Source organism: Paenibacillus lentus (assembly GCF_042714055.1).
Classification (GTDB): domain Bacteria; phylum Bacillota; class Bacilli; order Paenibacillales; family Paenibacillaceae; genus Fontibacillus; species Fontibacillus lentus_A.
Window position 1 is genome coordinate 52,349 of record NZ_JBHGVC010000002.1, and the last position, 15,321, is coordinate 67,669.

At 50.0% G+C, this 15,321-nt stretch carries 13 protein-coding genes; all 13 read left to right on the forward strand.

Annotated elements, in window-relative coordinates; genetic code table 11:
- The first annotated feature begins 2 nt into the window (after nt 1-2).
- The 13 genes from ACE3MQ_RS03870 (at nt 3) to ACE3MQ_RS03930 (ending at nt 15,298) form a co-directional block, all read left to right on the forward strand.
- Nucleotides 3-1,187 (forward strand): aminotransferase class I/II-fold pyridoxal phosphate-dependent enzyme, encoded by a 1,185-nt coding sequence (locus tag ACE3MQ_RS03870; protein ID WP_379390839.1) that lies wholly within the window; start codon nt 3-5, stop codon nt 1,185-1,187.
- The gene (locus ACE3MQ_RS03875; protein WP_379390841.1) at nt 1,184-2,374 is read left to right on the forward strand and encodes a trans-sulfuration enzyme family protein; all 1,191 of its coding nucleotides are present in this window, start codon (nt 1,184-1,186) and stop codon (nt 2,372-2,374) included. Before ACE3MQ_RS03870 ends, ACE3MQ_RS03875 begins: the two co-directional genes overlap by 4 nt.
- Nucleotides 2,375-2,564: 190 nt before the next feature.
- Nucleotides 2,565-3,701 (forward strand): cyclic dehypoxanthinyl futalosine synthase, encoded by a 1,137-nt coding sequence (gene mqnC / locus ACE3MQ_RS03880; protein ID WP_379390843.1) that lies wholly within the window; start codon nt 2,565-2,567, stop codon nt 3,699-3,701.
- 271 nt (nt 3,702-3,972) lie between these two features.
- Nucleotides 3,973-4,884 (forward strand): putative sporulation protein YtxC, encoded by a 912-nt coding sequence (locus ACE3MQ_RS03885; protein ID WP_379390845.1) that lies wholly within the window; start codon nt 3,973-3,975, stop codon nt 4,882-4,884.
- Nucleotides 4,885-5,277: 393 nt separating this feature from the next.
- Nucleotides 5,278-7,215, forward strand: a complete 1,938-nt coding sequence (gene thrS / locus ACE3MQ_RS03890) for a threonine--tRNA ligase (RefSeq protein WP_379390847.1) — start codon at nt 5,278-5,280, stop codon at nt 7,213-7,215.
- 76 nt (nt 7,216-7,291) lie between these two features.
- Entirely contained in the window at nt 7,292-7,969 is a 678-nt protein-coding gene (locus ACE3MQ_RS03895) for a 3D domain-containing protein (RefSeq protein WP_379390849.1), read from the forward strand.
- Nucleotides 7,970-8,075: 106 nt separating this feature from the next.
- On the forward strand, nt 8,076-8,243 hold the full coding sequence (locus ACE3MQ_RS03900) for a hypothetical protein (RefSeq protein WP_379390851.1): 168 nt from the start codon (nt 8,076-8,078) through the stop codon (nt 8,241-8,243).
- 297 nt (nt 8,244-8,540) lie between these two features.
- Nucleotides 8,541-9,482 (forward strand): cell wall-active antibiotics response protein LiaF, encoded by a 942-nt coding sequence (gene liaF, locus ACE3MQ_RS03905; RefSeq protein ID WP_379390853.1) that lies wholly within the window; start codon nt 8,541-8,543, stop codon nt 9,480-9,482.
- Nucleotides 9,483-9,484: 2 nt separating this feature from the next.
- Entirely contained in the window at nt 9,485-10,519 is a 1,035-nt protein-coding gene (locus ACE3MQ_RS03910) for a sensor histidine kinase (protein WP_379390855.1), read from the forward strand.
- A gap of 5 nt (nt 10,520-10,524) precedes the next feature.
- Nucleotides 10,525-11,184, forward strand: coding sequence for a response regulator (locus tag ACE3MQ_RS03915; RefSeq protein WP_379390857.1), 660 nt, complete (start codon nt 10,525-10,527; stop codon nt 11,182-11,184).
- Nucleotides 11,185-11,335: 151 nt separating this feature from the next.
- The gene (locus ACE3MQ_RS03920; protein ID WP_379390859.1) at nt 11,336-12,958 is read left to right on the forward strand and encodes a S1C family serine protease; all 1,623 of its coding nucleotides are present in this window, start codon (nt 11,336-11,338) and stop codon (nt 12,956-12,958) included.
- 187 nt (nt 12,959-13,145) lie between these two features.
- On the forward strand, nt 13,146-13,838 hold the full coding sequence (locus ACE3MQ_RS03925; protein ID WP_379390861.1) for a response regulator transcription factor: 693 nt from the start codon (nt 13,146-13,148) through the stop codon (nt 13,836-13,838).
- Between the two features lie 2 nt (nt 13,839-13,840).
- The gene (locus tag ACE3MQ_RS03930; protein ID WP_379390863.1) at nt 13,841-15,298 is read left to right on the forward strand and encodes a sensor histidine kinase; all 1,458 of its coding nucleotides are present in this window, start codon (nt 13,841-13,843) and stop codon (nt 15,296-15,298) included.
- Nucleotides 15,299-15,321: the final 23 nt, after the last annotated feature.

The window sequence follows — 15,321 nt, forward strand, 5'->3', positions numbered from 1 at the left end:
AAATGTCAGAGAAGAGGTACCGTATTGAAAGTAGACTCGCGCAGATCGGCTCGGTCGAGGAGCCGGTCACTGGAGCAGTAAACTACCCGATATATCAGGCAACGGCTTTCCGGCATCCACGGCTGGGCCAGAGTACTGGCTTCGATTATTCGCGGACGAAGAGCCCGACGCGGGCGGTGCTGGAGGAAGCAGCGGCTTCGCTGGAGTCCGGCGATGCGGGCTTTGCCTGCAGTTCCGGCATGGCTGCGCTCCAAACAGTGTTCACCTTGTTCGCCAGCGGCGATCACCTGATTGTCTCCTTGGATTTATATGGAGGTACTTATCGTTTGCTGGAGCGGGTATTGTCCAAATACGGAGTTACCGCATCCTATGTTGATACGAATGATTTAAGCGCCCTTGAAGATGCCAGAAAGCCGAAAACGAAGGCGGTATTCATCGAGACGCCTACGAATCCGCTGATGATGATTACGGATATCAAAGCGGTCAGCCAGTGGGCCCGTGATCATGGGCTCCTGACCATCGTCGACAATACGCTGCTGACCCCCTTCTTTCAGCGTCCGATCGAGCTGGGCGCCGATATTGTTGTCCACAGCGCTACAAAGTATCTCGGGGGACATAATGATGTATTGGCCGGCCTTATTGTTACTAAAGGAAAGGAGCTGTCGGAGGAAATGGCCTTCCTCCACAATTCCATCGGAGCGGTTCTCGGACCTACCGACTCTTATCAGCTTATGCGGGGAATGAAGACGCTGGCCCTGCGTATGGAACGGCATCAGAGCAATGCGCTGGCGATCGCCAAGTATTTGCAGAACCACCCCCAGGTTACGGAGGTATTCTATCCAGGGCTGCCGGATCATCCAGGGTATGAGATTCAAAACGCCCAGTCGAGCGGCAATACGGGGATATTTTCTTTTAAAGTATCGGACGCGCGTTATGTTGATCCGGTGCTCCGCCATTTGAAGCTGATCGCTTTCGCTGAAAGTCTCGGTGGAGTGGAATCTTTAATGACTTACCCGGCTGTACAGACCCATGCCGACATACCGATCGAGGTACGCGATGCTGTAGGCGTGGACGATTGCCTGCTGCGCTTCTCCGTTGGAATCGAGCATGTCGATGATCTTATCCAGGATCTTGAACAGGCGTTGGAAGCGGCGCGGGCAGAAGTTGAAGGAGGCAAGCAAGGATGAGTGACAAAGGCAGCTCAAAAGATCTACCAGATGCAGAAAAACAGGACAAGAAGTTTGATACGAAGCTGATTCATTTCGGCGGGGAAGTGGACAGTGCGACAGGCGCATCGAGTGTGCCGATTTACCAGGCGTCCACTTTCCATCACCATGATATATATAATCCGCCTTCCTATGATTACAGCCGATCGGGAAATCCGACGAGACAGGCGCTGGAGGATTATATTACAGTGCTTGAAGGCGGTCAGCGCGGCTTTGCATTTTCCAGCGGAATGGCGGCGATATCGACGACTTTTATGCTGTTTTCGGCAGGCGATCATATGATCGTAACGGAGGATGTGTATGGCGGGACATATCGCTTGCTGACAGGCATTTTGAATCGTTTCGGAATCGAAGCGACCTTCGTGGATATGACGCAAATCGATGAAGTGAAGGCCGCGCTTAAACCGAATACGAAGGCAGTTTACCTCGAGACACCTTCCAATCCGACGCTTAAAATTACCGATATCGCCGCAGTGACGGAGTGGGCTCATGCTCATGATTTGCTCAGCATTCTCGACAATACGTTCATGACGCCTTATTATCAGCGTCCGATCGAGCAGGGTGTCGATATCGTCCTGCATAGTGCAACTAAATTCCTTGGCGGCCACAGCGATGTGTTGGCAGGTCTTGCCGTTACCAGAACGGAATCGCTCGGCCGCAAGCTGAAGTATATGCAGAACGGACTTGGCACCGTGCTTGGGGCTCAGGATTCCTGGCTGCTCATGCGTGGAATGAAGACGCTGGGCGCACGCATGGCTCATAGCGAGAAGAGTGCGGGCAAGCTGGCTGAATGGTTAAGTCGGCGCAGCGATATCCAGGCGGTATTCTACCCAGGTCTTGCTGAGCACCCGGGCCGGGAAATTCATGAGAAGCAGTCTAAGGGATACGGGGCGGTTGTCTCCTTCGACGTCGGCTCCGGCGAACGGGCCAAGCAGGTGCTCAGCAGCGTCAAGCTGCCGCTCGTTGCCGTCAGTCTCGGGGCTGTCGAGAGTATTCTGTCTTATCCGGCAATGATGTCCCATGCCTCGATGCCGCAGGATGTTCGCCATGAGCGCGGCATCACCGACGGCTTGCTTCGCTTCTCTGTAGGCCTGGAGGATATCGATGATCTTATCGCTGATTTGAAGCAAGCCTTAGAGCAAAGCTAGAAGGCCTTGGCTTTTTGGGTATATCAGCCCGTAATACATGACAGCATTCGATCTCGGATCGGGTGCTGTTTTTCCGTCCAGATTATGTTACGATAAAACCGTGCTATTAAATTTCTAAATATTTATATTTATATCAGGGCAAGTGAAATAGAGTTCAAAGATCAATCTTTAGGAGAAGGGGAGGCAGCCCATGACTGCAATCGACGATATATTAGACAAAGCGCTTCGGGGAGAACGGCTTGATCTGAAGGATACGATCGCTTTATTCGAATCCGATGAAGTGGAGAAAATGGGGCGCACAGCCAACATTCTGATGGAGCGGATGCATCCGGAACCGATCACGACTTTCGTTATCGGACGAAACGTGAATTATACGAATGTTTGTGACGTTTATTGCCGGTTTTGCGCATTTTATCGCAGACCGGGCTCGGATGAAGGATACGTGCTGCCGGACGAAGTCATTTTTCAGAAAATCCAAGAGACGATCGATGTAGGCGGAACCGAAATATTGATGCAGGGCGGTACGAATCCGAATTTGCCGTTCAGTTATTATACGGATTTGCTTAAGGCGATTAAGCAAAGATTCCCGGACATCACGATGCACTCCTTCTCTCCAGCGGAAATATTGAAGATGAAGGAAGTGTCGGACGGCTTGTCGCTGGAAGAGGTCGTTCGGCAAATTCATGAGGCCGGTCTGGATTCCTTGCCTGGCGGGGGAGCGGAAATTCTCGATGATCGGACGCGCCGCAAAATCAGCCGCTTGAAGGGCTCGTGGAGAGATTGGATGGATGTCATGCAAACGGCCCATCGCATCGGCATGAATACGACAGCTACGATGGTTATCGGCTTCGGTGAATCGATGGAAGAGCGTGCGCTTCATCTGATGCGCGTCCGGGATGCGCAGGATGAATGCCTGCAGAATGGTTATGATTCCGAGGGCTTCCTAGCGTTCATTCCGTGGACGTTCCAGCCGGATAACACGAATTTGAAGCGGGAGAGACAAACTCCGCGGGAATACTTGAAAACCGTGGCCATCAGCCGAATCGTGCTGGACAACATCAAGAACATTCAATCGTCCTGGGTGACGATGGGGCCTGAAATCGGCAAGCTGTCGCTTCAGTACGGCTGCAATGATTTTGGAAGCACGATGATTGAGGAGAATGTCGTCTCCTCTGCTGGAGCAACCTATAAAGTAAACATTGAATCGATTCTGTCCATTATACGTGAAGCTGGCAAAATTCCGGCGCAGCGGAATACGAAATATGAAATTCTGCGGGTGTTTGATCAAGGAAGCCAAATCGAAAAAGACTTTGTTATGCAGAACTAATACTTCGTGATCAAAAGGTTACCTTTTCAGCACCAAGAAGGTTGCGAGAATCCGTAGAAGGAAAGAGCGGAGTATAGGCAAAACCTACATGAGCACTGGACTTCAAGGATGATTGCAAGATTCGATGCCGAATTACTCCAGGATATACTTCGTGATCAAAAGGTAAACTGCCAAAACAATGGAATAGCTGCTTATGTTTCCATGAGCCGCTCCGTATATCTGCCTCCTCCTCACCATATACTTTGAGAAGGAAGCGGAAAGGGGCGAGTTCATGGATTTTTTTACGATTAGCACGAATGTCGAATCCGCCGTGTCAGCCAACCAGTTTGCCGATTATTTGAAGCGGCTGACCAAGAGTTTACATAAAGGGAGCGTAAAATCCGATTTTGTGTACATGCCAAAACACTCAAGAGCGGAGTGGAGCATTAGTCTTCGGCCTAAGAAGAAGGGTGCTCAGGCTGAGGAGCACAGCAAAAAAATCATGGATGAATTAGCTCGCGTTATCGCGGAGTATGTCGTGGATGTTCGGGAACCGGGAATCGTCCGTAAAATCTTAACAAAGGATTATGAACTCGACGAAAGCGAGAAACAGGCTGTTGAAGCGATTTGCCACAGGTTTCTTGGCATGGAAGAAGGACAGGCTGAGGCTAGAAAAGCTCGAGTCATGCTCGTTTGGACAGCGTTTCGAGAAATGATTGAAGGGCAAAGCTCGCTGGATCTTGATGGCTTTGTGACGTTCAGACTGCAGGATTATGGAATGAAGCTGCGCGAAATGGTCGATTATGCAGTGGAGGAATTTTTGCTGGATAAGCAGTATGAGGATTTTATCGGACTGCTGCAGTACTTTGTTTATTTTCAAGAGCCGTTAACTCCGTTCATCCACGTCATGCACAAGCGGGGCAGTGAATTTGTCATCCTCAACGAAGGGTTAAAGCAAATAGAAGCATCATCCGGTGACGTAGTCATGCGCATGGCGGATCAGGAATTGTTGATGGAGGATGTCATTGTCAGCACCCTGATTTCCTTATCCCCGGAACGGATTCTACTGCATACGCGGGATCCCGAAGCTTTGGCTATTACGACCATCCGGCGCATTTTCGGTGATCGGGTGCAGCTATGCTTGCGTTGTCCGCAGTGCAAAGATTTCCATCAGGGGACAAGACAGCGCGATCAGGTTACGTAGTGTTTGGCCATCGGTTCTTGACGAGGCCTGCGGATAGCATTATAATTACAAATATTCAAGCGAAAAGCGTTGACAAAGACATGAACCAGAAATGTCGAACGGTACAGAGAGAGGGAACATTCGGCTGGAATTCCCTTCGGAGTCGGTTTTGGTTTACCCCTTTGTAGCTGCGTTCTCGAACCCTGAGCATTTAGCGCCCAGAAATTAAGGAATGCCGGTTCATTACCGTTACATAATGCCTAAACAAGGACTTTTCTATAGCTGTAGCCTGCAGCTTTGAATAGTCGAATGAGGGTGGAACCACGGGTATATTACGCTCGTCCCTTTCCGGGACGGGCGTTTTTTGTTTGTCCGCTCCCGGCAATGAACTACGAACTAAGGGAGGAACAAGAAATGGCAGTATCAATTTCTTTACCGGACGGTTCGGTCCGGGAGTATACCGACGGAAGTACTTTGGAGGATGTGGCCGCATCGATTAGCAGCGGTCTGCGGAAAAGCGCGCTGGCAGGAAAAATTAACGGGGCAGCCGTTGATTTGAGAACGCAGCTGGCGAATGGAGCAGCGGTGGAAATCATTACGCCGGATTCTAAGGAAGGCCTTGAAATCATGCGCCATAGCACAGCACATCTCATGGCGCAAGCAGTCAAGCGGCTGTTTGGCAACAAAGAAGTCAAGCTGGGCATTGGTCCGGTCATTGAGGATGGCTTCTATTACGATATGGATTTAGAGCATCCGATCAACCCGGAGGATCTGCAGAAGATCGAGAAGGAAATGGAGCGGATCATCGGCGAGAACCTGCCGATTACCCGTCGGGAAGTGAGCCGCGAGGAAGCGGTGGCCATTTTTACCGAGCTGGGCGATCCGTATAAATTAGAGCTGATTCGTGACTTGCCTGAGGACAGCGTATTGTCTATTTACGATCAAGGCGAATTTTTTGATCTGTGCCGCGGCCCGCATGTGCCGTCCACAGGCAAAATTAAGGTGTTCAAGCTGCTGAGCGTGGCAGGTGCCTATTGGCGCGGGAACAGCGACAATAAAATGCTGCAGCGGATTTATGGCACAGCCTTTTTCAAAAAGGCTGAACTGGATGAGCATCTCCACTTACTCGAGGAAGCGAAGAAACGTGATCATCGCAAGCTTGGTAAAGAGCTCAGCATCTTTACTTTCTCGAACCTTGTAGGTCAGGGCCTGCCAATCTGGCTGCCTAAAGGCGCTACTTTACGCCGTACGCTGGAAAGATATATTGTGGATATTGAAGAGCGTCTAGGGTATCAGCATGTCTACACGCCTGCTCTAGGTAATGTGGAATTATACAAGACCTCCGGCCATTTGGCGCATTATCAGGATGATATGTTCCCTAAAATGGTGATGGACAACGAAGAGCTTGTGCTCCGGCCGATGAACTGTCCGCACCATATGATGGTTTACAAGAGTGAGATGCACAGCTACCGTGATCTGCCGATTCGGATCGCTGAGCTCGGCTTGCAGCACCGTTACGAAATGTCCGGGGCGTTAACGGGTCTACATCGTGTCCGGGCGATGACGCTGAATGATGCCCATATTTTCTGCCGTCTGGATCAGATTAAAGACGAGTTCAAGCGAGTGCTCGCTTTAATCGCGCAAGTATATAAAGATTTCGGGATTAATGATTACCGGTTCCGTTTGTCCTATCGCGATCCGGAGGATACGGATAAGTACTTCCAAAATGATGAAATGTGGAATACGGCCCAACGCATGCTGCGTGAAGTTGTCGAGGAAGAAGGGCTTCCATTCTTCGAAGCCGAAGGCGAAGCGGCATTTTACGGGCCGAAGCTGGACGTGCAAATCAAAACAGCGCTTGGCAAGGAAGAGACGCTCTCAACTGTACAAATCGATTTCCTGCTTCCAGAACGCTTTGAACTAGAATATGTCGGGGATGACGGTGCCAAGCATCGTCCAGTCGTACTTCACCGCGGAATTCTCGGCACGATGGAACGCTTCACAGCCTTCCTGCTGGAGAACTTTGCAGGCAATCTGCCGCTCTGGCTGGCTCCGGTTCAAGCGAAAGTCATTCCGGTATCCGGAGCTTTCGAAGACTATGCACGGGAAGTGGAGGAGAAGCTTCTTGCAGGCAGAATCCGAGCTGAAAGCGACCTTCGCAACGAGAAGCTGGGCTACAAAATCCGTGAAGCTCAGCTGGAGAAAATACCTTATATGTTCGTTGTCGGCGAGAATGAGCAAAGAGAGGGAACCGTCTCTGTGCGTAAACGCGGTGAAGGGGATCTCGGTGCGAAATCGCTGGAAGAAGTCATTGCCCTGCTGCAAAATGACATTCAAAACCATAAAATATAAGAAGATATTAGCTATTGCAAAGGTATAAACTTCGGCGCATGTGGACATCCTCTGGGATAAGGGAGGAGATTGTCACATGCGCCAAACTATTTTTTGGGATCGACTTGGTATTTGTTGTACGCTGGTACTCGTACTTGCAGCGATGCTGAGCAAGGATAGTACGATCTATGCCAATCCGGTTCGGCATCAGCATATTGAACAAATCGCGGCAATGAATACGTTCAAAACGACCGCTATACTTGCTCGGCAGGATGTTATTCCGCAGCCGATATATATTTCAAGCTCATCTGAGAAGTACGGGGCCAATGTCGAAGAAAAGGCTACTAAAGCACAGCTGCAAACGGTGAAAGTAATAGCTACCGGGTATACTGCCGGTTATGAATCTACAGGAAAACGGCCTAATCATCCGGGATACGGCATCACTTATTCCGGTATAAAGGTGCAAAGAGACAAGGATACCATTTCCACAATCGCTGCGGATTTAAAGGTGTTTCCGCTCGGGACGATTCTGTATATCCCCGGTTACGGGTACGGTGTCGTAGCGGATAAAGGCTCGGCTATCAAAGGTAATAAAATCGATTTGTACTTTAAGACCACCAAGCAGGTCTTTAAAGAATGGGGCAAGAAGGAAGTCGAGGTTCAGGTAATCCGCAAAGGCTCGGGCAAGCTGACAGAGGAAATGTTCCGTGAGCTGGGCAAAGCACTCGAGGTCAATAAGGAAATTCCGGATGATATTTGGGATAAGGCAATTTGATTTGTTAACTGCATAATATGGCTTCCCGGGTTGCATAATACGAAATGCATCCAAGCCTTCGCTGCATGTCATGCATGCGATGGCGGTATAAGGGAGGTGAACACAGATGGCAAATCAAAATCAAAATCAAAAGAAGGCAGCTTCTCCAGGCTACAAAACGCCAAACGAAAAATACAATGAAGAATTTGCTGAAGAGAGCATGGCTACGATTGCTCAAAAAGCGAAGGCTTCCCGTAATGCTGCTTCGAACCCAAGCTCTCAAAGTGGAAAATAATAGCAAGGTCGAGCGTCCTGACAAGGACGCTCTTTTTGTTATTATTCAATTATAAATTTCTAGCGGAGCCGAATTATCCACGCTAAATACTGTCTGTCTGCTTAGAAAGCAATCTCGATATACGTTATTCTTAAATGTCGGGAATTATATATTTTTTTCAAAAAAGCCAATAATTGTCGTCGCCTCGGTCTCGGGACGTAGACAACTTTCCACCTCACGTCGCTGTCCCTTCCTCTCAGGATGTTGTACACTAAAGGCAGATTAAAGCTCGTGCTTCATATGATGGAGGGAATGAAAATGAAGAACGGTATGTCAGGCAGAATTATAGGAGGATTCGTGCTCATTTCGATCGGTGTCGTATTTTTGCTGAATCAGCTGGGTTACACCGATATTAGTTTGGGTTATTTGTTTTCCACCTACTGGCCGGTATTTATGATTTTGGCTGGAATATTATATCTCGTCAACCGGGAACGCGGAGAATCCAATTTCATTTGGAGTCTGGTTTTGATCGTATTAGGCTTGTTCTTCCTTGGTAGAAATTTAGGATATCTTGATATGGATGCTTCCGATTTCTTCAAAATGTTTATACCGATTATGCTCATTATTGCCGGTTTGTCCATTTTGTTCAAGCCGCGCGAGAAACGGCGAAATAAGGAAGAACTGCCCCCTACGCCACCGCCTCCGGTCGATAGTCCGTTTGAGGCACCGCTGGATCCCGCTTTCCATCCTGAAATGGAGTCGCCGCTCGATAAGATCTTCGGTACGACAACCAAGACAGGATTCGACCACGAGGAGAAGCCTGGCGGAGAGAAGATGAACTATGACAAGTTCCATAGCAATTCCCAATCGGGGAAGCGTGAGGTGCTCACCAAGGCCGGGTTTATCGGGGATGTCCATCTCGGGCAGGATTATTTCCAACTGCAGCCGATGAATATATCCCATTTCATCGGAGATACAATTATCGATTTAACGAAAGCGCAAATTCCGTATGGAGAGACGAAAATTAATGTTTCGGCATTTATCGGCGACGTGAAGGTGTTCATTCCCGAAGATATGGATATCGGCATTACAGCGACTTCAAGCGCTCTGATCGGTGATTTGAAGGTACTGTCGCAAAAACGCGGAGGGTTTATGAGTAACGTAAATGCACAGTCGCCGCATTACGGCGAGGCAGGCAAACGGATCAAACTGGTCGTCAGTGTGTTTGTCGGCGACGTAAAAGTGAACATGGTGGGCTGATTATGATCGTACAGCGTATATTAAAAAATACAAAGTGGGAGCTGCTGCTCTTCTTCCTGTTAACAGGAAGTCTGACGGCAGTGGCTCTTTATGTCGGCTCGATTTTTGGAGCTGTTCTTGTTATTGATCCTCGGGTATGGATTTACATCATCGCGGGGATTCTTGTGTTTATACTTATCATCGGCTACATTGCCGGACAGCGGATTCAGCGGCGTCTCGACTCGCTACATTTAAATATGCTCCAGGTGGCGAAGGGGAATTTATCCGTTCGAATGCCGGATACGGCAGATCAAACCTTTTCCGGTGTCTATCAGGAATTTAACAATATGACAGAGGCCGTCGAGAAGAAGATGAAGCTGCTGCAGCAGTTCGGCGAGCAGGAAGTAATCGAGAAGGAGCAGGCCGCAGAGAAGGCTGTGCTCGAAGAACGGAGAAGGCTTGCGCGCGATTTGCATGATACGGTAAGCCAGCAGCTGTTCGCCATTCATATGGCTGCATCCTCATTGCCGAAAGTGCTGGAGATGAACGAAGCTCAGGCAGAGGTCGTGCTGGATCAATTGATCCAAATGTCCAACATGGCGCAGAAGCAGATGCGTGCGCTTATCGCTCAGCTTCGTCCGATGGAACTGGTGGGCAAGACGCTGGCCGAGGCATTGGATCAGTGGTTCCCTGATTATTGCCGGCAGAATGGGCTTAAGGGAATGAAGGACATGGATCTGCAGGGCGATTTATCCGAGGCGAAGGAGCATCAGCTGTTCTTGATCGTGCAGGAGGCGATGGCGAATATCGTCAAGCATTCCGGTGCGAAGCTGGTCAGCCTGTCCCTCAGGGAAGGATCGCGGCAAGTGGTGCTGAGCATTAGTGATGACGGGCAGGGCTTCAGCAATGTAACGCAAAAGCAGGGTTCTTACGGATTAACGACTATGAAGGAACGCGCGGAAAAGCTCGGCGGAAACGTTGAAATCATTAGCAAGCCGGGGGCAGGAACGACGATTCGCGTTCATATTCCAAAGTTTGAAGACGAGAAGAGGGGATAACGCAGATGAGCGATAAAATCAGAGTGATGATCGTAGATGATCATGATATGGTCCGCATGGGTCTCAAAACGTATTTAATGCTGGATCCAGGCTTTGAGGTCATAGCGGAGGCTAGTGACGGCGATCAGGTGGTCAAAATACTCGATCAGGGCATCGAAGGCGGACTGCCGGACATCGTTCTGATGGACTTAATGATGCCCGTCATGAACGGGGCAGAAGCAACCAAGGAGGTGCTGAGTCGATATCCTGAATTGAAAATCGTCATATTAACGAGCTTCCTCGAGGACGATCTTGTAGTTCAGGCTATTGAATCAGGCGCGGTCAGCTATGTGCTGAAGACGGTCTCGGCGGCGGAACTGATCTATGCACTGCAAGGAGCTTACCGCGGAATGCCCGTGATGACTGGGGATGTGGCCCAAGCTCTGACGCGCGGACTGCGGCAGCGTACGGTGCAAGGGGATAACTCAGGCATGACCGAACGGGAGAAGGAAGTGCTGCTGCTGATTGCCGAAGGAAAGAACAACAAAGATATTGCGGAGGAACTACATATCAGCATCAAGACTGTCAAAACTCATGTCAGCAATTTGCTGATGAAGTGCGAGCTGGAAGACCGAACGCAGTTGGCGATTTATGCGCACCGCCAAGGCTGGGTAGCTGGTTCCTAGTATGCTTTGTTGCCCTACTGTAGCTTAATATAGGTTGTGTTTGGCTTTTATCTCCTTTTTAATTGTTTTTAAGGTACGTTTAAGGTTTATAGTACAAAATAAGAACAAGTAAACAAGTACCCCTGCACGACTGGGGAAGGAGGTATTCATCATGGACGATCAAAAAAATAAACCGGGCCAAAACTTTGGAGACAACGGGAATGAAAGACCCCAGCAAACTCCGGAGTCCGGCTCGTCCTCTTCATATTATTACTCTTACGGGCCTTTTCAATCCTACGGCAAAAGCAGCGAGGAATCCGGTCAAGGCCATCCCTACGAACGCCGGCAGCCGGAGGAGGTTGAAATCACCAAGCCTCAGCCGGTGAAGCCTATCCCTACATCCTCATTTACCGGATATGCTTCGTCGGACAGTCAGCGCGGCGCATTTGGCGGCGGGAGCACGGGAGCTCCGGCCTCTCCAGCATCAAAGAATGCCAATTGGCAGTACAATGAGCGGCCGAAGCGGTCGTCCTTCAAATCCGTCTTTGCCGGCATGCTGGCAGGAATGCTCATCTTAACCGGAGCAATGGTCTTTGCGGATCGAACGAACCTGTTTACTCCGGACACGGCGGCTAATGTACCAGCGGCAGCTGCGCCAGAGTCTAAACCGGCTGCAGGGGACGGGGGATCCGCAAAGACATCGACAGCGATCTTCCCGATGACGAATCCTGGAGACGTAACGAGCGTCGTTCAGCAGGCTAGTCCAGCAGTGGTGAAGATTGAGACATTGGTCAAGGCCGGCAGACAAAGTCAGCGCAGCCAGAGCAATGACCCGTTTTACCGTTTCTTTTTCGGAGATGATCTTTACGGTAACAACGGCGGAAGCAGCGGAGGCGGCTCGTCCAACTCTAATCAGCTGGTACCCACAGGAATAGGCTCCGGCTTTATCTTCGATAAAACAGGATATATCTTGACGAATGAGCATGTGGTGCATGATGCCGACATCGTTCAGGTTACGCTTCAAGACAGCGAGAAGCCTTATGAGGCCAAAGTACTCGGTACGAGCTATGAGCTTGATCTGGCCGTACTGAAGATCGAAGGCGACGACAATTTCCCTTCCATTCCGCTTGGCGACTCGAATAACACGCAAGTAGGAGAGTGGCTTGTGGCGATTGGCAATCCGCAAGGCTTTGACCATACGGTCACTGCCGGCGTTCTTAGCGCCAAGGAAAGAGGCGGCATTCGTATCGCGGGAGAGAACGGGGAGAAGGATCGGGAATACGAGCATTTGCTGCAAACCGACGCATCGATTAATCCGGGCAACTCCGGTGGGCCGCTGCTCAATCTGAACGGAGAAGTCGTAGGGATTAACGTGGCCGTCAGCTCTGACGCGCAAGGGATTGGATTCGCGATTCCGACTTCCACTGTTACGGAAGTGCTGGATAAGCTGAAAAACAATGAGAAAATTCCTCAGAAGCCGGTACCATTTATCGGGGCAACGCTGATGACGATGACCGATGAAGTAGCGAAACAGATGGAAACGGATGTGAAGGAAGGCTCCGTCGTCTCGGATATTGTCTTCAAATCTCCGGCATATAACGCGGATCTTCGTCCATATGATATCATTACCGGCGCAGATGGCAAAAAATATGTGACCAAAGAAGATTTAATCGCTTATATTCAGAAGCAGAGCGTCGGCACGGTCGTTACTTTCAATGTCGTTCGCGACGGCAAGAGCATCGACCTGAAGGTAACGATTGGGGACAAGAATGAATTTCCTAATATACAACAATAATGCCGGAACTTCCGGTTCAGTGAAATCAGAAGTAAAGAGAGGCGGCACGGCTACTATGAAGCCCTGCCGTTTCTTAATGCAATGATCTAAGCGGAAACAAAGCGGGTTCTGTTGTACAATATAAGTATGAATAAGGGTACAAGCTGCGAACGGGTGTTCATAGCGGCTTAATAAAGGAGAGATGGCCGTGAGATCGGGAATATTGGTGATCGACGATGATGAGAAAATTACATCCATGCTCCGCCGGGGCTTAGCATTCGAAGGGTACGACGTGTACACGGCGAATGACGGGATGGAAGGTCTATCGATGATGCTGACCGCTGATCCGGATTTGATCATCTTGGACGTCATGATGCCGAAGCTCGATGGCTTCGAAGTATGCCGCAGGCTCAGAGAAGGGGGCAGCACGGTTCCCGTTCTTATGCTAACGGCGAAGGATGAGATTGAGAATCGGGTCAAGGGACTGGACACCGGGGCAGACGATTATCTGGTCAAGCCGTTTGCTTTGGAGGAATTGTTGGCCCGGGTACGTGCTCTGCTGCGCCGCAAGGAGTCGGCGAATGGAGAAGCAGGCAGTCACAGGCTCATCTTTGAGGACGTCATCATGGATTTCGACTCCCGCGAGGTGCTGCGCGCTGGTCAGCGGCTGGAATTAACGGCCAAGGAGTTCGAGCTTCTACATCTGTTTATGCAAAATCCGAAACGGCTGCTGACCCGTGATTTGATCATGGACAAAATTTGGGGGTACGATTACAGCGGCGAATCCAACGTGCTCGAAGTATATATTGCTATGCTCAGGCAGAAGACGGAGGAGCATGGAGGGAAGCGTCTCATTCAGACGATACGCGGCGCCGGTTACATTCTGAGAGGTGATTCCTAAGCATGTCGATTCGGTTACGTCTAACAGCATGGTATACGGGGATATTAGCGATTACTCTCATTATGTTTGGCGCATCGATATATGGAATAGTGCGGTATAACATCTTTTTTGAAGTGAAGAAGAGAGTCGAAGAGCATGCGGCTCAAATCGAAAAAGCCCAGAACGTGAGCCTTTCCCAGGGACTGGATCTGCAAATGGAGAGAAGCCAAATCCTGCGTTTGGAGGACGCCCGCATCTTCTGGCAGCTGAACAATTATGTCAAAAATTCCACACGCATTTCCGAAGGCATGCTGAACCGGGAAATGGTATTTCCGGTTCCGGACATCGATCAGATTGGCAAAAAGGGCGTCTTTCAGAACATAACGATCAACGGAAATTCTTATATGCTGTACGAAAGACCGCTCGTCTATGGAAATACGATCGTCGGTCTGCTCCAGCTTGCCGCAGATACCAATGCGGAGAACCGGATTATGGGTCAGCTCAAGACGGTGCTCCTTTTCGGATCATTCATTACGATCGCCGTTGCGAGCACGTTCGGATTGTTCCTGGCTCGGCAATCGATGGCGCCGATCGGCAAAGTCATCGAAGCGGCTAATGGAATTCAGAAGGGAACGGACTTAAGCGTCCGCATCGAATACGATGGCCCAAGCGATGAAATAGGCAGGCTGATCGGTACCGTGAACAACATGCTTGCCCGTACGGAAGGGTTCTATAAGGAGCTGGATGAGGCCTACGCGAATCAACGGCGTTTTGTATCGGATGCCTCTCATGAGCTGAGAACGCCCCTGACGACGATTCGGGGCAATGTCGATTTGTTGAAGAAAATCTGGGTTCGGGAGGACACAGAGCCAGCTGTCATGAATGAGGAGCAGCTACAAAAATTCTCTTTGGAGGCCGTCAGCGATATAGCAGATGAGTCGGAGCGCATGAGCCGATTGATCAATGACATGCTGTCCTTGGCCCGTGCCGATGCGGGGCAGACCATCGATAAGGAGCCGCAGCTGCTGGGGCCGATCGTGGAAGAGGTCGTAAGGCGTGCCAACTTCTTACCGCGTCACGCATTGTGGCTGCAGGGGGATTTGTCGGTTATTCAGGGCGCGTGCATTGTCGGTAATAAGGATTATTTGCAGCAAATGCTGTTCATTTTTATCGAAAATGCCTTTAAGTATACGCCGGAAGGCCAAGTAAGCATCGACGCGATTAAATCAGGCGACCAGGTCGGCATTCGGATCAAGGATACGGGAATCGGTATGGATCGCAGCGAAATTCCCCAAATTTTCGAGCGCTTTTACCGTGCGGATCCATCTCGGGGGGTAACTCAGGGAACGGGTCTCGGCTTGTCCATTGCCAAATGGATTATCGATGAACATCAAGGGTCGGTGGAAGTGATTACCCGGCGCGGAGAAGGGACGACATTTGTGATTTGGCTTCCCGTTGCCTTTAACGAGCAGTCCGAATAGGCTATAATAAAGATTGTTGCCCT

Excerpts from the sequence above, each read along its gene's own strand:
- ACE3MQ_RS03870 (WP_379390839.1), top strand. The coding sequence starts at position 3 with ATGTCAGAGAAGAGGTACCGTATTGAAAGTAGACTCGCGCAGATCGGC.
- mqnC (WP_379390843.1), top strand. The coding sequence starts at position 2,565 with ATGACTGCAATCGACGATATATTAGACAAAGCGCTTCGGGGAGAACGG.
- ACE3MQ_RS03920 (WP_379390859.1), top strand. The coding sequence starts at position 11,336 with ATGGACGATCAAAAAAATAAACCGGGCCAAAACTTTGGAGACAACGGG.
- ACE3MQ_RS03900 (WP_379390851.1), top strand. The coding sequence starts at position 8,076 with ATGGCAAATCAAAATCAAAATCAAAAGAAGGCAGCTTCTCCAGGCTAC.
- liaF (WP_379390853.1), top strand. The coding sequence starts at position 8,541 with ATGAAGAACGGTATGTCAGGCAGAATTATAGGAGGATTCGTGCTCATT.
- ACE3MQ_RS03930 (WP_379390863.1), top strand. The coding sequence starts at position 13,841 with ATGTCGATTCGGTTACGTCTAACAGCATGGTATACGGGGATATTAGCG.
- ACE3MQ_RS03875 (WP_379390841.1), top strand. The coding sequence starts at position 1,184 with ATGAGTGACAAAGGCAGCTCAAAAGATCTACCAGATGCAGAAAAACAG.
- ACE3MQ_RS03915 (WP_379390857.1), top strand. The coding sequence starts at position 10,525 with ATGAGCGATAAAATCAGAGTGATGATCGTAGATGATCATGATATGGTC.
- ACE3MQ_RS03910 (WP_379390855.1), top strand. The coding sequence starts at position 9,485 with ATGATCGTACAGCGTATATTAAAAAATACAAAGTGGGAGCTGCTGCTC.
- ACE3MQ_RS03895 (WP_379390849.1), top strand. The coding sequence starts at position 7,292 with ATGCGCCAAACTATTTTTTGGGATCGACTTGGTATTTGTTGTACGCTG.
- ACE3MQ_RS03885 (WP_379390845.1), top strand. The coding sequence starts at position 3,973 with ATGGATTTTTTTACGATTAGCACGAATGTCGAATCCGCCGTGTCAGCC.
- thrS (WP_379390847.1), top strand. The coding sequence starts at position 5,278 with ATGGCAGTATCAATTTCTTTACCGGACGGTTCGGTCCGGGAGTATACC.